At 66.1% G+C, this 22,241-nt stretch carries 16 protein-coding genes, 1 tRNA gene and 1 pseudogene; 6 read left to right on the forward strand and 12 right to left on the reverse strand.

Translation table 11 applies throughout. The annotated features are described in order from the left end of the window. Positions 1-122: 122 nt before the first annotated feature. Complete coding sequence (locus IRT45_RS05000; RefSeq protein WP_194804672.1) at positions 123-437, forward strand: excalibur calcium-binding domain-containing protein; 315 nt, start codon at positions 123-125, stop codon at positions 435-437. 76 nt (positions 438-513) lie between these two features. On the opposite strand, the gene IRT45_RS05005 is transcribed toward IRT45_RS05000, so the two are convergent. After that, positions 514-738, reverse strand: a complete 225-nt coding sequence (locus IRT45_RS05005; protein WP_036498967.1) for a DUF3618 domain-containing protein — start codon at positions 736-738, stop codon at positions 514-516. 100 nt (positions 739-838) lie between these two features. On the opposite strand from IRT45_RS05005, the gene bcp reads away from it, so the two are divergent. After that, positions 839-1,312 (forward strand): thioredoxin-dependent thiol peroxidase, encoded by a 474-nt coding sequence (bcp, locus tag IRT45_RS05010; protein WP_194804673.1) that lies wholly within the window; start codon positions 839-841, stop codon positions 1,310-1,312. A gap of 71 nt (positions 1,313-1,383) precedes the next feature. Here the strand turns inward: bcp and IRT45_RS05015 are convergent, their stop codons facing one another. Further along, positions 1,384-2,661, reverse strand: coding sequence for a hypothetical protein (locus IRT45_RS05015; RefSeq protein WP_194804674.1), 1,278 nt, complete (start codon positions 2,659-2,661; stop codon positions 1,384-1,386). 328 nt (positions 2,662-2,989) lie between these two features. Between IRT45_RS05015 and IRT45_RS05020 the strand changes: the two genes are divergently transcribed. Further along, the gene (locus IRT45_RS05020) at positions 2,990-3,619 is read left to right on the forward strand and encodes a TetR/AcrR family transcriptional regulator (protein WP_228533674.1); all 630 of its coding nucleotides are present in this window, start codon (positions 2,990-2,992) and stop codon (positions 3,617-3,619) included. Positions 3,620-3,763: 144 nt separating this feature from the next. On the opposite strand, the gene IRT45_RS05025 is transcribed toward IRT45_RS05020, so the two are convergent. Both IRT45_RS05025 and IRT45_RS05030 read right to left on the reverse strand, forming a co-directional pair. Continuing rightward, positions 3,764-4,189 carry a holo-ACP synthase gene (locus tag IRT45_RS05025; protein ID WP_030517926.1) on the reverse strand — a complete coding sequence of 142 codons (426 nt, stop codon included), beginning with the start codon at positions 4,187-4,189 and terminating at the stop codon, positions 3,764-3,766. An 86-nt stretch (positions 4,190-4,275) separates the two neighbouring features. Next, on the reverse strand, positions 4,276-13,626 hold the full coding sequence (locus IRT45_RS05030) for a type I polyketide synthase (protein ID WP_194804675.1): 9,351 nt from the start codon (positions 13,624-13,626) through the stop codon (positions 4,276-4,278). Between the two features lie 381 nt (positions 13,627-14,007). On the opposite strand from IRT45_RS05030, the gene IRT45_RS05035 reads away from it, so the two are divergent. Then, positions 14,008-14,092 (forward strand) — tRNA-Leu (locus IRT45_RS05035). Between the two features lie 341 nt (positions 14,093-14,433). Here the strand turns inward: IRT45_RS05035 and IRT45_RS05040 are convergent. From IRT45_RS05040 to IRT45_RS05070, 7 genes are all read right to left on the reverse strand, one after another. Beyond that, positions 14,434-14,778, reverse strand: coding sequence for a hypothetical protein (locus tag IRT45_RS05040; protein WP_194804676.1), 345 nt, complete (start codon positions 14,776-14,778; stop codon positions 14,434-14,436). Positions 14,779-15,094: 316 nt separating this feature from the next. Continuing rightward, entirely contained in the window at positions 15,095-15,532 is a 438-nt protein-coding gene (locus tag IRT45_RS05045; protein ID WP_194804677.1) for a hypothetical protein, read from the reverse strand. 27 nt (positions 15,533-15,559) lie between these two features. After that, a complete protein-coding gene (locus IRT45_RS05050) occupies positions 15,560-15,967 on the reverse strand; it encodes a hypothetical protein (RefSeq protein ID WP_106954897.1) in 408 nt (135 codons plus the stop codon). Positions 15,968-16,478: 511 nt separating this feature from the next. Beyond that, positions 16,479-16,667, reverse strand: a complete 189-nt coding sequence (locus tag IRT45_RS05055) for a hypothetical protein (RefSeq protein ID WP_194804678.1) — start codon at positions 16,665-16,667, stop codon at positions 16,479-16,481. A gap of 401 nt (positions 16,668-17,068) precedes the next feature. Then, the gene (locus IRT45_RS05060; RefSeq protein WP_194804679.1) at positions 17,069-17,227 is read right to left on the reverse strand and encodes a hypothetical protein; all 159 of its coding nucleotides are present in this window, start codon (positions 17,225-17,227) and stop codon (positions 17,069-17,071) included. 87 nt (positions 17,228-17,314) lie between these two features. Next, positions 17,315-18,538: a hypothetical protein gene (locus IRT45_RS05065; protein ID WP_194804680.1), complete on the reverse strand. Its 1,224-nt coding sequence runs from the start codon at positions 18,536-18,538 to the stop codon at positions 17,315-17,317. Between the two features lie 246 nt (positions 18,539-18,784). Continuing rightward, positions 18,785-19,204 carry a hypothetical protein gene (locus tag IRT45_RS05070; RefSeq protein ID WP_228533549.1) on the reverse strand — a complete coding sequence of 140 codons (420 nt, stop codon included), beginning with the start codon at positions 19,202-19,204 and terminating at the stop codon, positions 18,785-18,787. Between the two features lie 495 nt (positions 19,205-19,699). On the opposite strand from IRT45_RS05070, the gene IRT45_RS05075 reads away from it, so the two are divergent. Beyond that, positions 19,700-20,863, forward strand: coding sequence for a DUF6881 domain-containing protein (locus IRT45_RS05075; RefSeq protein ID WP_194804682.1), 1,164 nt, complete (start codon positions 19,700-19,702; stop codon positions 20,861-20,863). Positions 20,864-21,162: 299 nt separating this feature from the next. Here the strand turns inward: IRT45_RS05075 and IRT45_RS36650 are convergent. Beyond that, positions 21,163-21,416: pseudogene (locus IRT45_RS36650) on the reverse strand (M24 family metallopeptidase); the annotation flags it as partial. Positions 21,417-21,664: 248 nt separating this feature from the next. On the opposite strand from IRT45_RS36650, the gene IRT45_RS05085 reads away from it, so the two are divergent. After that, complete coding sequence (locus tag IRT45_RS05085; protein ID WP_194804683.1) at positions 21,665-22,165, forward strand: hypothetical protein; 501 nt, start codon at positions 21,665-21,667, stop codon at positions 22,163-22,165. Positions 22,166-22,241: the final 76 nt, after the last annotated feature.

Here is a 22,241-nt window from a genome sequence, read left to right on the forward strand (position 1 = left end):
CTCGGCCGTGCGGTTGACAACGGCGGTCGCCATCAGAACAGTAGACTCGGCGGTTCCGGCCCTGCCACCGCGGGGAGTGCGGCCGGTCCGCCGTATCAACCGCAGCTGACATCGAGGAATACATGAACGTTCGCAGGCTAATCGTGACCGGCGCGGGCTTGATCACCCTCGCCGCCCCGATCGTCTCCACCGCCCCGTCCGCCCTGGCCGACGGTTTCGTCCCCACCGGTTCCGCCGGTACCGGATCGTCCGGTATCGACGACGCCATCGGCGCCACCGGCTCGGCAGGGCTGACGCAGACGGGTTCGGCGGGAGGCACGTTCAAGAACTGTGACGAGGCCCGGGCGGCGGGTCGCGCCCCGCTGTTCCGTGGTGAGCCCGGCTATTCGCCGCACCTGGATCCCGACGGCACCGGTATGGCCTGCCCGACCGTCTGATCCGCGCGGTAATCGCCGCAGACGACAAAGAACCCGGTGTGACAGTGTCACACCGGGTTCCGTCGTTTCTGCGGCGTCAGCGGCGGAAGATCTTGATCAGCACCAGCACGCCGACCAGAGCACCCGCGCCGATCAGGCTGTACTTCACCTTCGGCTCGTTCACCTTCGCCACCACGGCCTTCTTGGTGTTGTCGGCGATCCGCTGCGGGTCCGCCCGCACCGCGAGCTCGTCGAGTGTGCCCGCGAGCCGGTTGCGCGCGGCTTCGATCTCCCGCTCGATGTGCTCGGTATCCCTCGCCACATTGTCTCCTGTTGTCGTTCCGGTAGGTCGCTGGCCGTCGAGTCTATCCGCCGCCGCCGATGTCGCGTCCGTTGTCACATCGGTGAGCTACCGTGCTGGCATGACCGATACCAAAAAACTCGGCCCCGGCGACTCCGCGCCGGATTTCACGCTTCCCGACGCCGACGGTAAGCCGGTGTCGCTGGCGGACTACCGCGGCCGCAAGGTGATCGTCTACTTCTACCCGGCCGCCAGTACGCCCGGCTGCACCAAGCAGGCGTGCGACTTCCGCGACAACCTGGCCGAGTTGAACGAGGCCGGCCTCGACGTCCTCGGCATTTCGCCCGACAAACCCGCGAAACTGGCGAAATTCCGGGACAACGAGAAGCTGACCTTCCCGCTGCTGTCCGATCCCGAGCGCGAAGTGCTCCAGGAATGGGGCGCGTACGGCGAGAAGACGATGTACGGAAAGCGCATCACCGGCGTCATTCGCTCCACCTTCCTGGTCGACGAGCACGGTGTGATCCAGGTGGCGCAGTACAACGTGCGCGCGACCGGGCACGTGGCGAAGTTGCGGCGCGACCTGTCGGTGTAGCGCGGACGCGACGGACGAGACGAGGGGTCCGGGACGATCGTCCCGGGCCCCTCGTCGGTGCTTCGCGGCGTTCAGTCGCGCTGCGGCATCATCGCGACCATCCACCGCAGTGTCAGCCGCCAGTGGTTGTCCCACCACTCGTTGAATTCGGCGGTGCCGAGCTGCGGCGGCGCCGACTCGCCCGGAAACAGCAGCGAGCCGTTGGGCGCGCCGACGGGTTCGGTCGGAGCGGGAATCACCGACTTCGACTGCGGCTCCGGCGAATCCGGCTGCGGCGCCTCCTTCGCCAGGCGCTTCGGCTCACTCGCCGGATCCGAACCTCGCACGCCCAGCCAGGACGCCCCGTCCGGACCCCAGCCGGCCGAGGCCGGATCGGCGTCCGACGGATCCGGCGCGGCATGCCGCGGCCCCGACGACGGCTGGTCGGCGGGACCGTCGACCGGCAATTCCGGAATCGAATCCACTGCGGGCAGACCGGGTTCCGGGCGGGCGTGGCGCGGACCCCGGCTCGGCTGCGCGTTGCGGGCGTCGGCGAGGCGGGTGGTGGCATCCGAGCGCGGATGGTCGGCGAGCTCGTGCACGCCGCCGATGGTCAGACCGCCGGCCAGCACGCTCGCCGCGGCGACCACCGCGACCGAATTGCGTGACACCCGTGCGCGTTCCCCCGCCCCCGCGACGAAAGCCTCCGGCTGCACCACGAGCGCCGCACCGATCGCCGATCCCGCCGTGGCGACGGCACACGGGATCACCGGCGCGTTGAAGCCCGCCGACAACACTGCCGCGACTCCCGGATGCCCGGCGGCCGAACCGATCGCGACGACCGCGCTGGGCCGCACGCCCGCCGCATCCAGCTGATCCCACGCGGCCGCGATACCCAGCCGCACCGAATCCTCGGAGACGAAACCGGCGGCGGTCGCCGTGGCCGCGACCACCCGGTCGCGATGCGGTGAAATCAACGAGAAGCCTTGATATCCCGGCGTCAGCTCGCAGATCAGCAGATGGTCGAATTCGCTCGCCCACGTCATCGCGCGGGCCAGCGCCAGATGCGCCGACTTGGCCGAGACCAGCGAGGCCTCGTACCACGGCCCGGACGCCAATCCGGTGACGACCGCCCGCCGGCCCGCCGCATCGCGATAGGTGACCGCCGCCCCGGCGATCTCGTACTCCGCCCCGATCTCCGCGGCGAGTCCGTCCAGCAGCGATTCGATCAGTCCGGGCAGTCCGGCCGGCGCCGCGGCGCCGAGTTCGGCCATGTGGTGCGCGAGCACCCGGTCGGTCAATTTTGCGCTTCCGTCGCGCAGGGCCACCGCGTCCACGCAGTCGCGAGCGATCGAAGCTCCGAGAGTCACCACAGGTCGAACCACCACAGATCAAGCCTTCCGTGTGCAGGAACCGCGCCGGAGAAGCTGCGCCGAGCAGCGGTTCAACGCCGCAGCGGGAACGATCGACAATCGCCACACCCCCGCTGATGTAGATCTACTCGGTATGTGTTCGTCACCACATTCGGCGTGGATGGGTTATGAATCGGACCGAATCGCGGGTACGGAAGTCGGCACCGTGTGTCATCCGCGTGTCGCTACCGCTAGCCTGGTGGATGTGGTGGAAGCGCGCACGGCACCGAGGTCGAACCGGCGTCCTGATCCGGCGTTGGAGCTGCAGGACGACCCACAAGAGTTGATGCCGCGCCGGCGGCCCACCCAGGAACGCAGCAAGCGCAAATTCGATGCGCTGCTGCAATCGTCGCGCGAACTACTGGTCGAGGTCGGATTCGAATCGTTCACCTGCGAGGAGGTCGCCGCGCGCGCCGAGGTGCCGATCGGCACGCTGTATCAGTTCTTCGCCAACAAATACGTGATCGTCTGCGAATTGAATCGCCAAGATCTGGTGGCCGTCTCCCAGGAACTCGCCGACTTCCACGGCGAAATTCCGTCGATGGACTGGCTGCGGCACATGAACAAGCTCGTCGACCACCTCGCGGAACTGTGGATGACCGATCCGTCGCGGCGCGAGGTGTGGCTGGCCATGCAGTCGACCCCGTCGACCCGCGCCACCGGCGCCATCCACGAGAAGGAATTCGCCGAAGCGGTCCAGCAGATGCTGCGGCCGCTGATGCCGCGCACCCCGCGCGGGCGCCGCTCGATGATGGCGCAGGTGCTGGTGCACGTGGTGTATTCGATGCTGAACTTCTCGGTACAGGACGGCCTCAGCCACGAGGCGGCCGTGGCCGAACTCAAGCGGCTCATGGTCGCGTACCTGTTGATCGCGGAGAAGGAATCGCGCACCGGACAACGCGATACGACGGCCTGATCGCGCGCGACCCGTACCCGTCGCCGACCGGACTTTCCGTCGCTCCGACGAAGGGCGGAACCGGCGACGTGTGAGCGAGACGTCGCCGGTTCCGGCCTTCGCAGGAGCGACGGGCCGACTCGGGCTACCGGAGCAGGTACCGCCTCAGGGGTTTTCGATCAGATCGGCCAATTCGCCCGGATCCTCGAGGACGACCATCGCGGCGGCCGTATCGCCGTCGTGCGTGATCGACAGGTGCACCCGCACCCGCGGCAGGAATTCCGCCGCCAATCCGTGCAGTTTGATGCTGGGCCGGCCCCAGGCGTCGTTCACCACTTCGATGAGCGGATACGGATTGTCACCGATCTGCGGACGGCGGGCGAACCGGGAGGTGGCCCATGCTTTGAGCACGGCCTCCTTGGCCGCCCACCGCGCCGCGAAACTGCGGGCCGGATCGGTGCCCTTGCTCTGACAGTAACGCCGCTCACCCGCGGTGAAACTCTCCCGGAGCATGGTGGTTCCGGCCCGTTCGAGCTGTTCGGCGAAATCGGAGATGGTCACCAGATCCAGGCCGATACCGAGGATGGTCATGAATCCGCAGCCTACGGATTCACCGAGCCATCATCGGTATCGGCGGATCGTTACCCGGGAGTTGTTACTTCCCGGGCCCGATCTCCCTACTTCTCGGCCTCCCGGTTACCGGCCAGTTCGCCTGTGCCGCAGGAACCGTGGGCCAGATACAGCCCCTCGGCGCCCAGGCGGGCCTCCGCCGAGAGCAGCACGTCGGCCTCGAGCTGACGGATCTGCTTGGCGGGAGTGCCGTCGCCACCGAGACGGCGGTCGGCGGGCCGCTCGTAGAGCGGTTCACCACCGCACATGGCCTCGACCAGACGCTGACGGCCGGCGAGCCGCCGTTCCTCGGCGCGGCGCAGGTAGTCGTCGCGCCGCTGCGGATCGAGCGCCGCGACGAAGGCCTGCGGATGCACGACCGCCAGCAGGCCCGACACGTGCCCGAACCCGAGCGAGGTCACCAGACCGGCCTTGAGCGCGAACCGATCCCCGAACCGCAGCGGCTGCCGCGGCCACACCAGATGCGGATACTCGGCCATCTTCTCGTCGACGCAATCGAGGCTGCGGTTCGGCGGAATCACACCCTGCTCCAGCACCTGGCACAGCCCGATCAGCTGGAACGCGGCCGCACCGCCCTTGGCGTGACCGGTCAGCGACTTCTGCGAAATCACGAACATCGGTGCGCCTTCGGAACGCCCCAGCGCGCCGGCCAGCCGCTCGTGCAGCTCCGATTCGTTGGGATCGTTGGCTGCGGTGGAGGTGTCGTGCTTGGAGATCACCGCGATCTCGTCCGGGGTCACCCCGAGCTTGCGCAGGTCGGCGGCCAGCCGCGATTCCGCACCGCCGCGGCCCGCGCCCAGCGCGCCCAGTCCGGGCGCCGGAATCGAGGTGTGCACGCCGTCGGCGAAGGACTGCGCGAACGCGACCACACCGAGCACCGGCAGGCCGAACTCCGCGGCGATGTCACCGCGGGCCAGCAGAACCGTTCCACCACCCTGGGATTCGACGAATCCGCCGCGACGCCGGTCGTTGGCCCGGGAGAAGTAGCGGTCGCTGATGCCCTTGGCGCTCATGGCCGCCGAATCCGCGGTCGCCGACATGTCACCGAAGCCGACGATGCCCTCGATGCCGAGATCGTCGTAACCACCGGCGACCACGACCTCGGCCTTGCCGAGACGGATCTTGTCGACACCCTCCTCGACCGACACCGCCGCGGTCGCACACGCCGCGACCGGGTGGATCATGCCGCCGTAGCTGCCGACGTAGGACTGAACCACATGCGCCAGTGCGACGTTCGGCAACGCCTCCTGCAGGATGTCGTTGGCCCGCGGCTCACCGAGTAGGTTGTCGATGTAGAGCGAGCGCATCGAGGACATGCCGCCCATACCGGTGCCCTGGGTGTTGGTCACCATCGCCGGGTGCACCCAGCTCATCAGCTCGGCGGGGCTGAAGCCGCTGGACAGGAACGCGTCCACGGTGCAGACGATGTTCCACAGCGCCACCCGGTCCACCGAACTCGCCATATCCGGCGAGATGCCCCAGCGGGTCGGGTCCCAGCCCTCGGGGATCTGACCGCCGACGGTGCGCGACAGCTTCGCCTTGCGCGGCACCCGAATCTCGGTGCCCGCCTGGCGAATCACCTGCCAGTCGCTCGAATCGGCGACGGGGCTGATCACGGTGTGCTCGGGGTCGGCGGCGTAGAACGCGCGGGCCTCGGCCTCACTGTTGACCACGAAGCTCAGATCTCGGTCGAGGAAGACCGAGGTGAGCAGCGGCGCGGCGTTGTCGATCATGGAGCCGTCGTCGCCGTAGCGGCGGATACCGCAGCGCTGCACCACGGCGTCGTGGTAACGCTCGGCCAGCTCCGATTCCTCGACGTATTCGCCGCTTTCGACGTCGTACCAGCCCGGCTTCGGGTCGTTCTCCCAGGTCACCAGACCGGTGGTCCACGCCAGTTCCAGGACGCCGGCCGCGGACAGTTCGTCGGCGACCTCCATCTCGAAGCGCGTGCGCGCGGAACCGCAGGGTCCGAGTTCACCGGCGCCGATGATTACGACCATATCGGCGAGATCGGCGGTGACGGCGCCCCATTCGGGAGTCGGCAGCGCCGAGGTGAGCGTCGGCGGCACCGGCAGCGCGGGGACCGTCGCGCGCTCGTCGTCGGCTACCGCCTCCGGCTCCCGCTCGACATCGTCGGCCAGCGCGGACAGGTCCAGCTTCGCCCCGGCCAGACCGCCGGTGAGGTCGATCTGCTGCGGACCGGTGGCGGTGACGGCGCGAGCCCGCGACGTGCACCACTTGAGCAGTTCGTCGGCCATCTCCTGCGTGGACCAGGTGTGCACGCCGGCCTTCTCCACGGCCGCGACCAGCGGATCGTTATGACCCATCAGGCCGGTGCCGCGCACCCAGCCGATCATCGCGTGCACCATGGTGACCCGCTGCGCCCACGACTTCTCCACCCGCCACTTGGCGATCACCGCGTCCAGCGCGGCCTTCGACTCGCCGTAGGCGCCGTCGCCGCCGAACATGCCGCGGTTGGGCGAACCCGGAAGCACCACATGCAGTTTCGCGTCCACGTCGTGGTCGGCGCCGAGGGCGGACAGACCGCCGATCAGGCGCTCCACCGACCACAGCAGGACCCGCATCTCCATTTCGGCGCGCGCCCCGGCATCGGCCAGATCGCCGGCCACCCGCGGGGCGGCGAACGGCAGCAGCAGCGTCGGGGTCATCGCGGGCTTCACGAGCACCTTCGCGCCACCGGCGTTGTCGGTCTGCTCGTTGCCGACCCAGTCGATCAGAGCGTCGATATCGGAGTAGGAGGCCATATTCGCCGGCACCACCCACAGCGCGGCTCCCGCGCGAGCGTGCTCGCGGTAGAGCTGCTTGTAGAAGGCGAGGCGGTCGTCGTCGAGCTTGGACGTGGTGAGGATGACGGTCGCACCCCCGGCGAGCAGCCGGCCCGCGATCGAGGCCGCGATGGACCCCTTGCTCGCGCCCGTGATCACCGCGGTGTCGGAGGACCAGACACCCTCGTCGGTGCTCAGGGCCGCCTCGGCGATCCGCTCATAGGTACGTGCCAGCACCGAACGCGCCTCGCCCATAGCGAGTTTGCGCCACCACTGCGCCTGTTCCGCAACGGCTTTACCAGCTCCGACGAAGCTGTCGACCGTGTCCTCGCCCGAGCCACCCAGCCACAGAGTGGCCAGATCCTCGCGGGCGGTGGCCCAGCGGTCGTCGATCAGCACGGCCTTGCGCGCGTCGAAGGCCGGAGCCACCAAACGCGGCCAGTCCGAACCCAATTCGGCCGAGACCAGGTCGACCAGCGATTCGTCGCTCGTCTCCGGCGCCGACACCTGATCGGTGAGGCCCAGTTGCTCGAGCACCACCCGGGCGGCGGTCGCCAGCACACCGTCGCGGCCGGTGATCTGCTCGGTGAATTCACCGAGCGCGGCCGCGTCGACCGTGGCGCCACCGCCACCACCGGCGGTTGGCAGCGCGACGCTGATTCCGCGACGCGCGGCCACGGCCTGCACGGCAGCGTCGATCGCGGCATCCACCGAAGCGCCGTCGCTCAACGCCCCGGAGACCAGGCCACCGAGATCCCCGCCGCGCACGCTGGCGCCCTCGCGGGTGCCCAGCGACACCTCGGCGGTGACGTGGTGGGCCCAGCCGTCGCCGAGCTGCCACACCTTCTTGACCCGATCGGTGATCGCCGCCGGGCGCTTACCCGAGGGACCGAACACCTTGCGCAGGTGGTCGCCGATGGCGTCGGACAGCACCGAGCCGAACGGCTTGTAGGTGCGGGCCAGCCGGTCGACGGTGGCCGACAGCGCGCCCATATCGGCATCGGCGGCGCCGTCGATCGCGCCCAGCGACAGCTCGGAACCGAGGTCGACCAGCAGCTGGTTGCGTCGCGAGGACACACCGTCGCACAGCGCCTCGATGGTGTCCACGGGACCGATCTGGTCCAGCCGCAGCTTGGTCCACAGCGCGATCAGCACGCGGGTCGCGTCGGCGGCGGTGAAGGTGATGTCGTCGGGGCGGGGACCACCGGAGGCGGCGACCGGAGCCGGCGCCGGGGCGGCCGCGGCGGCCGTCGCGGCCGGAACCGCGTCGGCCACAGTCTCTTCCGGCTCGTCCACCGGCGCCGGATCGGTATCGGTGGAGTACACCACGCCGGCCTCGCGCTCGATGTTGAGCACCTCGACCTTGGTGGCGGCGTACTGCGGCAGCTTCAGGGTGTTGCCCGCCAGATTCGCCACGGTCGGCGTCGCCGCCAGGCCGATCTCGACGAACCGCTCCACGCCGAGGCCACCGCGTCCGGTGTCGGTGAACAGCAGATCCTGGGTCTCGATCCAGCGCACCGGGCTGGCGAACTGCCAGGCCAGCAGCTCGATCAGCACCACCCGGCACAGTTCCTCCGGACGCGCGGCCCACGACTCGAAGTCGTCGAGCACCGAGTTCAGCGGCTCCGACGGCACATAGCCGGCGATCTCGGCGATGAAATCGCGCTCCAGCGAGAACGGCCGCGGCACCAGGTTCGGAATGTAGCGTCCGGCAAGGACTTCCGGATGCAGATTCTCCGGCAGCAGGTCCTCGAGCTTGTTGCGGAACTCCGGCACACCCTTGCGCAGCACCGTCGAGTGGAACGGCACGTCGATACCCGGCACCAGCACGAAGGCGCGCTTGCCGCCGAATTCGGCACGGCGACGCTCGATTTCGGCTTCCAGCTCCTCGAGCCCGGCGACCGTACCCGCGATCGCGTACTGCGAACCGCGCAGGTTCAGGTTCACCACCTCGAGGAATTCCCCGGCGCGCTCGCCGACACCGGCGACGAAGTCGATCACCTCGGCGTCGGGCAGCCCGATCTGCGACGGACGGATGGCGGCCATCCGATAGTCACTGCGGCCCTGCGCATCCCGGGGCACCAGCTCGTGCATGGCCGAGCCGCGCTGGAACACGACCTCGAGCACGGCTTCCAGCGGAAGCACACCGGCCACCGCGGCCAGCGCGTTGTACTCACCGACGGAGTGACCCGCCAGCATCGCGCCCTCGACGAACGCACCGGCCTCACGCAGTTCGGCGACCTGGGCCACACCGAGGGTGGCCATCGCGACCTGCGTGAACTGGGTCAGATGCAGAACACCCTGCGGGTGGCGGTATTCCACGCCGCGGGCCTTCAGATAGGTCGGGTTGTCGCGCACCACGGCGAGGATCGAGAAGCCCAGGGCTTCCCGGGTGTGCTTGTCGGCGCGATCCCACACCTGCTTGGCCGCCTTCGACCGCGACCGGGCGTCCAGTCCCATCCCCTTGGTCTGGATGCCCTGACCGGGGAAGGCGTAGACGGTCTTGGGGGCCGCGAGCCGGGCGGTCGCGGTCATCACCAGGTCACCGCCGGTCCGGCAGGACACCTCGACGATCTCGCAGCCGCGGTCGACGGCGATCCGCTCGACGCGCACATCGATCTGCGCACCCGGCCGGACCATGCCGAGGAAACGGGTGGTCCAAGCGGTGACAGTGCGTGCGGGCAGCGGAGATTCGGGATCCACCGCCGAGACCGCGTGCTGGGCCGCGGCCGACAGCCACATGCCGTGCACGATCGGGCTGCCCAGGCCCGCGAGTTTGGCGGCGGCATCGCTGGTGTGGATCGGGTTGTGGTCGCCGGAGACTTCGGCGAAGGCGGCCATGGCCCGCGGCGCGGTGAGCGTGACGTCGCGACGGCGGCGGCGCGGGGTTTCGGTCGCCTCCTCGGACACGGTCCCGGCCGCGCGGGGCGGATCGGTGAGCTCGCCGGAGCCGTTGCGACCACGAATCGCGAAGCGTTCCACCAGCGTTGCGACGGTCGGGGTCTCCAGACCGTGATCGCGCATGACGCCGACGGTGACCCGTACCTCGACGACGCGGCCCAGGTCGGTGTCGATCACCGACGCGGATTCCGCGCGCACGCTGAGCACGGCCGGATCGCTGGGCAGTTCGCGCACCAGGTCGACCTGGTGGTCCAGGTGCACCAGATCCAGCATGCCCTCGATAACACTGCTGACGCTTCCGTTTTCGCCCTCGGCACGGCTCGCGCCGAGCACGGCGAAGACAGCCGGCCAGCAGGCACCGACGAGCACGTCGGGTACCCGGCGGCCGATGGTGCTGAGGCCCTCCGGCAGACCCGAGCCGGTCACACCGGCGTGGTCGGCGACCATATCGGGCGTCCACGCCAGATTCACATGCGCGACATGAGTTCCGTTGGCGGACTTGATCTCCGGCAGCGCCTGCCCGGCGGCCACGGCCAGCAGGGCCGACATCGCGGTCTCGGCGTCGGCTTCGGTCACCACCGGGGCGCCACCGTTGTAGACCGAGCCCGGCACGGTGATGCGGATCCGAACCTCGTTCGCGGGCGACAGCGGGACCGTCAGTTCGACGTAGGCGTTGTCGGCGTCCGGTCCGGTCGCGGGAACCAGTGTGGCGCCGGTCGGCCGGTGCAGCGCGCCCTGGGTGTCGACGGTCCACTCGTGCAGCTCGCCGAGCCGGTGCACCGGGTTGGTGGTGGTGCGTCCGGCCCACTGCACGTCGGGCGCGGCCAACACGATATCGATGGCGCCCGAACCGATGTCGGCCCGGCGGCGGCCGTCGACGGCGGCGGGGGTGACGCCGCCGCGGATCAGCGTATAGGCGGTGTCCTGTTCGAAACGGTCGAGCAGTTCACCGACCGGCTCGTCGACGCGGGTGATGCCGGCGACCGACACCGTTCCGGGGATCACGCACACCTGGTCGGCGGTGTAGCGCGGGTCGTGGGCCTGCCACAGCGAGTCCGAGCGCCACCAGCGGCGCACATCGGCATCGACGACCGGCACGAAGTTGACCGGCTTGCCGGGGGTCTTGCACAGCGAGACGAAGAACGGCGCATCGGCCGGGTGCAGGACGGTCTCGGCGGCGGCCGGGTACTGCTCCTTCAGCGTGCAGATCACGTGGACCGGGCGCTCGAAGATGCTGTCGTCGTCGAACAGGGTCGGGATGCGGCCGCGGTCGGCGGGGTTGAGGCGGCCCTCGACGCGGCGCACCATCTCGGCGAACCGATCCCGCCAGGTGATGTCGGCCCACACCGAGCGAGTGGCGTCGGCGATGGCGTCACCGAGGTCGGTGCCGCAGTCGAAGCCGTCGCGACCGGCGCGCGGATGTTCCGGCAGCAGTGCGGCCAGTTCCACATAGCGTTCCAGCCAGCGCAGGTAGGTCATGGTCGCGACGTCGCCGAAGTACGGCTTGGCGGTGTGATCGAGCGCCTCGATGATCTCGTCGCGGCGCGCGGCCACGGCCTCGGCGTCGCCCGCGACCTCGTCGAGCAGGCGGCCGGTGCGCGAGGCGGAGTTGTCGATCTCGTGGATGTCGGCGCCCAATTGGCTACGGCCGGAAGCCATTCCACCGGTCGCGGTCCCGGCGGCGACCCAGTCGGGGGTACCGGGGGTGTCGACCAGCAGCTGCTTGACCTCGGGTGCGGTGGTGGCCTCCAGGGTGGCCATGGCCGCGGTGCCGACCAGCACGCCGTCCAGCGGCATCTTCGGGTAGCCATGGGAGACCGACCATTCGCCGGTCAGGTATTCGGTGGCCCGCTCCGGGGTGCCGATGCCGCCGCCGACGCAGACCACGACATTCTCGCGGTTGCGCAGTTCGGCGTAGGTCTCGAGCAGCAGGTCGTCGAGGTCCTCCCAGGAGTGGTGACCACCCGCGCGGCCGCCCTCGATGTGCATGATCACCGGGTAGTCCGGCACCTCGTCGGCGATGCGCAGCACCGCGCGGATCTGCGCGACGGTGCCGGGCTTGAACGCGACGTGAGCGATACCGGCCTCGGTCAGCTCGGCGATCAGCGCCACGGCCTCGTCGAGTTCGGGGATGCCGGCGGTCACGACCACACCGTCGAACGGGGCGCCGGCCGTGCGCGAGCGCTGCACCAGTCGCTTACCGCCCAGCTGCAACTTCCACAGGTACGGGTCGAGGAACAGCGAGTTGAACTGCACGGCCCGGCCCGGCTGCAGCAGGGTCTTCAGCTCGGCGACCCGATCGGCGAAGATCTGCTCGGTCACCTGACCGCCACCGGCCAGCTCGGCCCAGTGGCCCGCATTCGCCGCGGCGGCAACGATTTTCGCGTCGACCGTGGTCGGGGTCATACCGGCCAGCAGGATCGGCGACCGGCCGGTCAGGCGGGTGAACGAGGTTTCGACCACGATGCGGCCGTTGGGAAGTCGAATCGGCTTGGGCGCGAAGGCTTCCCACGCCGGTGCGACCTGCGGGGCCGCGCCGGGGGTGAAGAGGCTGCGCTGTCCGGGGCGGGTGGCGGCCGCGACGATGCCGACGCCCGTACCCTTGAGCGAGCCCTGGGTCAGACGGCTCAGCAGATCACCGGGGCCGATATCCAGAATCCATTGGGCCCCACCGGAAACGGTGTCGTCGACCGCCTGCACCCAGTCCACCGGGTCGACCAGAATGCTGCGGGCCAGCTGCGCGGCGAGGTCGGTGTCGATCTCACACTGTGCGGCCCACGTCGACACCAGCTCGACGGTCTCGGTCAGCGCGGGGTGATGGAACGCGACCTCTACCTGGACGTCCTCGAAGACCGGGGCGAACACCGCGCCACCGCGCTTCTTGGCGTCACGATCGCGGCTCTGTTCGGCGTTGATCTCGGCGCAGCGCTGCCGCACCCGTTCCAGCTGCGCCACGGCGCCGGACAGGACCGCGCGCCGGCGGCCGTTACGAATCGACACCACCGCGGCGACATTCGGATCCACGCCCTCCGACACCTCGGCCACGACCGCGCGCAGCTCGTCGGGGTCGACATTGGACACCGCGACCATCGGCGATTTGTCGCCGACCGGAATGAGACCGCGCCGGCGTGCGACCAGTGTGGCCGCCGCGCCGATCAATTGGGCCAGCGCGAGCAGTTCCGCGTCGCGCGCACCGTGCGCGGTCGCGGCCTCGGCGGCGAGCAGTCCCTGGGAATGGCCGACGATGCCGGTCGGCGCGTGCTCGGCCGGATCCAGCCCCTGCATCCGCAGTGCCCGCAGCGCGGCGACCTGTGCGAGGAAGACACCCGGCATCGACACCGCGGCGGAGCGCAGCGCCTGCGCGGACGGCGCCGCCGACTCCTCCCCTTCCTCACCGTCGGCGAGCTCGTCCTCGAGCATCCACGCGATGGGGTCGAAGCCGACGGGCCGGACCACCAGCAGCTGTGCCGCCACCGGTTCCAGCCGCGCATCGGCCTCGCGCACGAGCGCGGTCAGCTCGGGCTCGAGCGCGCTGTCGCGGCCGATCTCCTCGAGCTCCCGCAGCCACTGCGCACCCTGGCCCCCGAAGGCCAGCGCGTACTTCTCACCACTGAGCAGGCGATCCAGCAGCGACGACTTGATACCCGTATCCGAAACTCCCTCAACGACCTTCGCGTTCGTTCCGGTCCCGGTGCGTTCGTTGATCGTCAAGACGTATCGACTTCCTTCTCGTGGCGGCCCGCCCCGCGGGGCCCGCTCTTGCGTGCACAGGCGTCCCTCACCCCTGAGGACCTGACGAAGCCTCAGGTTCGCACAAAATCATGAGGAAAGCCTCACGTTCTCCGACCCCCGCAACCCTACCGTCGAGTATTTCGGTACGTACGTACAAGAATGGCCCCAAACATGACCCTCCCTCATGTTTGAACCCCCAGGTGGCAGGGTTACTCGGAAGTCGGAAAGTTGAGGGCTCCTCATATTGGGAGTTGCCAAATCGTTATAATCCCAGTTCGTGTTACCCGTGGGTACACGACACCCCGCACGGCTTCGCGATCCGCCGCCGGGCCGGTAGAGTTTGGACGGTCGTACCATCACGCGCGAGTGGCGGAATTGGCAGACGCGCTGGATTTAGGTTCCAGTGTCCTCGGACGTGGGGGTTCAAGTCCCCCCTCGCGCACCATGCCTGGAGATCTGCCAAGTTCACGCTCGGCAGCTGTGACACCTCGCCCTGTTCATCGGCGACCTACTCACCGGCTGCCACAGCCACGCCTCCGCTTCGCCCGCACACGCAACCGAGAACGATGACCCTCACCGTCTCGACCCCGTGGCAGGCACCAACCGTTGTTGTGGTTAGTGCAGTTGAAGGCCCAACGGCGGCGGCGGGCCTACGCATAGGTTTTGGAATGACCGCCGCCGTTGGGGCTTTGCAGGACGGCTCGAGGCCGTCAGAGGGCAGGGTTCAGCCCCGAGTAGCTCGGGGCTGAACCCTGTCGTGGTGTTCGACGGTGAATACCGTCGGCATCAGGCGGCCCTGATGCCGTCGTGCAGGTAGCGGTACGCCTTCACACCGGCGTCGTCCTGGAAGGCCTCGACGGTGACGGTGAAGCCGGCCAGGGCGTTCGACACGAACTTCTTCTCGGTGACCGAGCTGATCTCGGCGTTCGGCAGCACGATGCGCAGCTTCTTGTCCCCGGTGACCATGTCGAAGATCCACGAGCGACGCGGCAAAGGCGTACCGGTCTCCTTGACCTGGTACAGCGCACCGGAGGTGGAGGTGGCAGCGGTCGGAACGACGTTGTCCGCGCCGAAGACCTCGCTCAGCACGTCCTTGTCCCACACCGCGTACAGGGTCAGACCGAAACGCACCGAGTGCTCGGTCTGCAGCTGCGCGATGATATCGGCGTTCCAGTCCTAACGGACTCGATCTTGCGCTCACCCATCGATTCGATGCCGTCCTCGGACACATAACCCAGCGCCTTGAACGCAGGATCGATAGTCCCGGCCGCACCAGTCGGCAGCGCGGTAGCCAGCGGAGCCACCAGAACACCGCCGGTAACCGCGAGGTTCGGGGTGCCGGCGCCAATGTACTTGCTGGAAGGCAGAGCCATTTTAGTTATCTCCCTTGGGATTTGCGCAGGCCCTAGGGATTGGATATTCAGTTGTAACTGCCACGAACACGCAGTCAGGCGAGAACAGTGCCCCGCACAATCAAATCGGTGACGATCGTGTACTGCGGAGCGGCAGTCACCGGATCGGTATCGTTCTCTTCGCCGGCATCCTCGACGTGGTCGCACCAGACGGTGCCGATGTCGCCCGGCGCCGCAGCATTCACGATGTCGTGCACCTTGGCCGCTAGTTCCGCGGCACCACCGGCATCATCGGTACATTCGAACACCACCCGAGGCCGATCCAGAATCAGGTAAGCACCACGGCGCCCCTCCCGATCCTCCATACCCAACCGCGCCTTACGATCATTGCGGGCAGCCCGCACCATCCGCGCGGGCCGCGGATCAGGGACTCTGACCATCACCTGGGCGGCATCAGAAACCGCCTGTAGTCTCAGTTTCAGAAAACCGGTCAGAGCCGTCTCGATATCAGCAAAGGCTACCCGTTCAGGCATCAGTAAAACACCTTTCTCCTAGTCCTATCACTCCGGCGCTCGATCCTCCCTGAACAGAACTCCCGTAATCGAGCTCGCATATTCTTCTCGACAAGTCCTCGGCAGAGGAACCTCTGTGAGTTTTCCGTCGTAAATCATCCAGAGACCGAAGCAGTCATCGCCCTCATCATGAATGAGCACCTGAACCGTTTCTGGACGCGGCCACGGCAACGATTCAAGATACGCCAGCAGCCCGCCCCAATTATTTCTATAGAACTGATTTATCCACATGTAGCATTCATCAGATCCGAACTCAAATCCCGCACCTGAGAATATCGCATCGTCGATCTCGATAAAAGGTTGCGGCCATGCACGGGAAGGATCGGAGGTCGTAAGCGGAGCCATCACATCCTCAGCTCGCCGTGCCAGTACGATAACTTCAGCAAACCTACTCATCACCAATCCCAATCAGTCGTCTCCGCACCGCGCTCGGCATACAGCCGACGGCTCGACTTCGGCGGGGTCCAGTGTCCGCAGTTCGGCGGAGTAGGCCCGATCCGGCTCGGAAATCCTTCGAGGAGAGTCGACGACAACCATTTACGGCAGCTACCTTTCGTGCATTTCCCCGGCATGAGCTTCTCGAACCTTCCGAGGTTCTTCGTGTCCGGAGCTATATTCGTCCCACAAGAGACGCCTCACCAGGCACTAACCACGATCCCCCCAGGATTCCAGAGCGACAACCAGCAGACACCTCCGCAGCAGCAATCATTCTTCCCACCTCAGGCGGGGTTGATATCTTAAAATCGTTATACACAATGTCCATCGGAGAAATGGCATGGTCGTTGCCATCACCACCTTTTACTATTAGAACGTAATTTGGACCACGCTCATCGTTTATCAGATCCCAGCGTGACTCGTATTCAATAAGGATAACCTGCGACACATAGGCTGCTAGAGCCACGTGAAGTCAAATCCATTGATCGGGAGTTAACTCCTCAAAATTTTGCACAGAGACGAAATGATCGAGTATAGCAAGAAAAGATAGCGGGTCGGTGTCCATGTCGATATGACTGGCATCCAACGAATCCTGCAGGAACTTTAATTCCTCACGTCTATCCTCTTCCCAGATTGCGACTTTCTCATCCTTATTTTCCATGCGCCCTCTGCTTGCCGTAGATTCTATTCAACTACATAGGAGGTAAATGCTCCATACTATAGCTCCCGCGCGGAGTGGGGCTGCACAGTTCTGGACTTGGTCCAGCGCCGAGTAACTGCCATAATGGACGATAGGTTCGGTCACTTCGACGCTTTGCAGCGTCAGCCGCAACCTCGTCTTTGATTCGGCCAGTCAAGCCGACCAATGGTGCATTTTCTTCTACATCCCGATAGTTCCAGCAACGGTATTGCATTGACCGCATTGCGGTATCGAATGCCAATCCGACCGACTCAGGAATTTCTTCGAGCAAGTCGATAAGCATTTCCAAATCGGACTGAATTTCCCTCGCCCGAAGTAGGTCGTTGTGCGTAGGTTTCCCATGGCGAGTAACCACTCGGTCATTAGGCGCCACCAGGAGTTTCTATCGCAACCTCCAGACCGACCACTGTTCCGGCAGCTCTGAATGTTGCACCTATTTCAAGCCAGCCCGATGGCGCAATACCCCGCAAATTCTCAACGACTTCACCGATAAACTCTTGCTGCCGCAGTATGTCAGCCACTTATCATCTCCTCATGCGTTCGGAATTCCATTCCGATTTTCGGTCCAGCAGCTTTCGGTCAGCACGCCCTCTATTCACGAGTTTTCTTCAGGATTGGTATTTGGTACTGGAGACGCAGCAGTCGTCGCACCAGAAACAGTAGAGTGTGCCGTCAAACGCCAGGTTGCCGAAGGGCGTGAGGTTGCCCCCGATCGAGGCGAGGAAAGGCATGTAGTTGCCGCATTCGGGGCAGCGTGGATGCCGGTCGACAGTGATCCAGTTGGGGAGCCCGCCGACTTGATGTTGATTGCTTTCGTCGGTCGACTCGTCGCTGATACCGGTCTGGTTGGGGTGGTGTTCCAACACGAGTGAGCGTTCCCCGCCGGGCACCATGGCGGTGCTGTCAGTGGCGGGCGCGGACGGACCGTAATAGACGTGCGTGCCTTCAGGTGTGATGCGCAGGGTGGTCGATTCCAATGAGTAGCAGCCGCAGGTGTACCAGAAGAAGGAGGGGTCGTTTTTCAATGCGAAAGGGAGTGAGTCTGAGGCGAGTTTGAGTACCTGCTCGGCCGGTGTCCCACATGCGAGACACACCGGTACCTCGCCGTGGAACAGGCCGCCGACGGTGTGCGGGCTTTGCTGTCGGTCGGCGATGAAACCCATGCAGGCGGGCCAGAATCCGGAAGGCTGACCGGTGCCCGGTAGTGTGCCGGCCAGTTGCATCAATAGGGTCCAGTCACTGGGTTCGTCGACGGTGTCGCGGGCGCTTCGCACGAGTTCGCGAGCGTGGTCCGTGCGGATCAATGCGAGAGCTTCCAACTTCGGGAGGGTATGGGTCTGTTCCCAGAGTTCGAGGAAGGCATCGGCCAATTCGTCCGGCCCGCCGGACAACAGGGCACGGACCATCAGTGGCTCGAGTCGATTCCCATAGGGGCGCAGGAGCTGTGGATGGAACAGCCCGATGCAGTAGACGACACTGCGAGCTGGTGATTCGCTGGGTTCGGAGGCCGTCAGATAGTCGGTGATGAAGGCGTCGAGGAGGTCATCCGGGAGCCAGGGAACGAGCCACGACGCGGCCCCCGTCAGGGCCTGCGAACGTCGCAGGCGCTCAGCGGCGCGGGTCTTCTCGGCCGTCATTCCGGGGATCAGGGCGAGGTACTGGGCCACATAGTCGGCTCCGGCCTCGTTCTCGGTTTCGGCGAGGTAGCGTGCCGCGACCTCCGCCCCGAGGTGCGGCCGTACATTCAGCAGGTCGAAGATACGCTGACGCTTGACACGGCCGGGTAGAGAATCCTCCTCGAGTACGGATTCAATGGCACTCATCTCACTCATTCCGTTTCCTAACCTGCTCTATTCCACGCATTGAAAAGCATGGGTCTCGCCCCCGTAGAGATGCGCAGCACGTGGCCACCCAGGTTCTTGTCTATCGGCTGCCGCTCATCGAGCGGAACGGGAGATCTGCTCACCAGGCTCAGCCTTCTTCATCACAATGCATGCACTCAATCTGGGTTCATGAGGTCAAAGCAATGCTCGCCGCCATCGGCCGAGGGGGGTTGTGTATCGAACAGCCTCGGAAAGTCAGACGTACAGCGCATCCGTCGCCGGTTCAGCGGCCCGAACCCGCTGGGCGAAGCCGTCATAGAAGAACGGGATGTTGTCCCCCGGATCACCCTCGATCCGCCCGCGGACCCGCTCCCACGTGATCATAGCGATGCGGAAATCCGGCCCTTCGACGACCAGGATCGGCTGCTCGCGCGGGTCGAACCATTCGTATCGCCCGCCGTGGGCCCGCCGGCCGACCTCGAGGACGTAACACCCGACGCACTCGGCGAGGGTCTGCACCTCCGTGTCGGTCATATCCGCTGCATACGAGGAAATTTCGGCAAGCAGATCCTCCACGATCGCGAGGCTGGCTTCCGAGTAGTCGAGTACCTGCCCATCACGAGCCTTACTCAGGGCCACCGCCCGCTCAGCAGCGCTCACGATATCCGTGTTCACATCAACCATCCCACCCGACTCCGAACGCGCCCGACAGACAGCGCAACCGGCTGACACTACTACCTTGCTGGTTCGCAGGTGGTCGGAGCGGGGCTCCACACCGCCGCACGATCGTCGGATGCACAGTGGACGAACCGAGATAGACCTGGCATATGCGCTGCATTCGGCATGGGCGGACGTTCGAAAGAGCGTCGGCGTCAGGCGCAGACCACATCAGCCCGGTTGGCGCCATCTGAGGATGCGACAACACCGCCATCTTCATCTACCGCCGCGAGTCACAGGAAAGCTTTCTCGTATGGTGCTTCGTTGGCCATGACCCGATCATGAACGGCATCGGGTCAAGCAGGTTCATGACACTCCGTGACCCAACCGACTAGCGCCCCGCAGCAGATTAGTGCGTTTTCAGGACGCTCGTGGTGAGATCGGGTCGCGAGAAAGGCAAGCATGTCAACTGATCCGTCGTCGTCGAATGTCTCTGTCAGGCAACAGGAGTTGGTGCACCAGATCGTCGAGAACGTCCGCAGCAAGATGGTCGTGAACACTGTTGCGCTGGAGTGGACTCTGATCGACCTGACTTGGACCTTGATAGGCGACGATGGCGACCTGGAGATCGGTGTCGAGACCGCCGATGGCCCGTTCCCCGGATGGCTGGATCAGCGGATCGGCTTCCCGCCCGAGTTGATACAGCTGCGCGATCTCACGCATGCCCACGAAGAAGGGACCTGGTTCACGCTGCACCTGACCATCCCTTCCGAAGGCGAGGTCACAACGCATTTCGGTTACGTTCGGCCACAGGAGGATTCGGATGTCGAACCCGCGGCGCGGTCGCGAAGCCGGCAGCCAGAAATCAGCGAAGCTGATCACCGGAGTGCTGTTGCGAAATATCAACAGGAGCGCATCCAGAGGATCGCTGATGCGGTGGTCTACGTCCTCGACGCGAATCGCGAGCGTCTGGACTGGACGCAGATCGAGCTGACCTGGACCGTGCAGGATGGCCGGGCACTCGAGGTCGAGATCGGCATCACCACCACCGACGGTCCGTTTCTGAGCTGGCTGGACCTGCGGGTCGGTGTCCCGCACGCGCTTCGGGACCTCTGGCATGACGCATCGGTATCCGATCGCGGGGCTTGGTCTACACTGCACCTGGTCATCCAGGCCGGGGGCGAGGTCACCACGCACTTCGGGTACGGACCGGTGGAGTCGAGCCGATATCTCTACACTGCCGCGGACCCGAAACCACACACGTACCCCCCCGAGACCCGTCCGAAGTGGATACAAGACCTGCTACCGGAAAACGCGGAACGCTATCGCCCCCTCGACTGGGGCCCGTTCGCTTCCGGGTGGAGTAGCGCGGCAGAAGATTTCACTCCGGATGAGCCCGGCATGCGGTACTTCAAGGTCACCAACCCGAGTGCTGCGGGTGATGAAGGGTATGAGATCTTCAGTGAGGTAGACGACGAAGGTTTCGAGTGTCGGAAGGTCCAGAAGTTCCGAGACGGCCGCACAGAATGTGTCGGTGGGTTCGTTCAGACCGATCGCACGTGGCTCGACGATGACCTCGTCGATCTCGCAACGCTGTCGGCGAATCCGAATGTCAGTGCAGCCGAGATCACTGCGTCGCAGTTCCAGACAGAGTGGCTCGCCGGCGGCGGCTGGTAACCAGCTACTCGGCTCATTCGTGAGCCTGGATCCGACATTCGGCATGAGCGCGCACTCCCGGTGACCGTACGGCCCTCTGCCGGTTGATCTTTCGGTACCACGCGTGGCCGATTCGGTCAGCGCGGCATGCGCATGAGCGTGAACGGTGCTTCGCTGAAGTCAGGGCGCGTGTTCTGCGGAGTATGAGTCGCGTGCCACGACGTCGGTCCCGTCCGCGTGGAGGTCCACGACGACAGGATCGATTCGGTTTGCGGCCCGCACCCCGGCCTTGGAGCTTTTCTTTCCGCCGGGTGCGACTGCGGCCACGGCGTGAGAATCCGCGGACCGGCATAAGTGACGGCAACGGTGTGTTCCCACAGGGCAGACCTGCTGCCGTCGAGCGTCACTGCTGTCCACTCGTCTGCCAATGTGCGGATCTGCGTGGCGCCCAAGGTAGGACCGGTTGGATCGCAAGCACCGAGCCGACCACCAGACGCGGACCCCTGCCCGACGCCCCCTCGTTGGACACGAACGGATCCACATGTATCTCCCGGCCGATACCGTGCCCGCCGTGCCTTTGGTGGCGATGCCAGATGTGTTCTGGGATAAGCGCTCATGCCAAAGGATCTACCCGGCAGCTCGGGTCACGATTGGAAGGTGCGCGTGCTGGGCTGGCCGGCCTGCACGCTGCGACGAGCAAGCTGCCCGCGACCAGCCGCAGCTGCTCTCGCGGGTCGGGACAGCAGCCCCCGGCGCTGTAGTGTTCGCTACTGAGAGAACCAGCGCGTGGAGCGGCTGGGACGGGAAAGATGGGGAGTCCCAGTGGACTTGAGCAAGAACCACGACGCGAGCAACAGCGCTGGCTACGAGGCGTATCCCACCGAGTGCGACAGCTCGCCGGCAGCGCTCCCGGCCTACGTAACGCCGTCACACGACCATCAGCCGGACGGTGGGGTCCTGGAGCATCCCACCAGGATGCCCGGACCAGTGAGAGGGGCGCGGATCATCTCCTGGCTGTTCGGCGGTCTCGGCGTCGCGCTGTCGGTGCTCGCAGGCACCATGGATAAACCTGAGTTGTGCGGCGCGCTGATCGCGGGCTACCTTCCTGCCTTCTTCCTGGCCATCTTCGCCTTCGGCTTCACCGTGAACGGGAACGGCCTGCGCGTGGCCGCGATTGTTGTCGCGAGCTTCGGAATCCTGTGGGGCCTCGGCAGCACGCCACAGGGACATCCGCCGGGCCCCCTCGGCTTCGGTGCGAGCCTGGCAATCGTCATCCTCTTGTCTCGGCCCAGTGCCGAAGCCTGGTTCAAACGGCCCCATTAAGCCGCACACCCGTGACACTTAACATCCGAAAATCGGCATCACAGCGCGTTTGGCAATCACGCCGAACGAGTGGGAC

Source organism: Nocardia sp. BSTN01 (genome assembly GCF_015354405.1).
Classification (GTDB): Bacteria; Actinomycetota; Actinomycetes; order Mycobacteriales; family Mycobacteriaceae; genus Nocardia.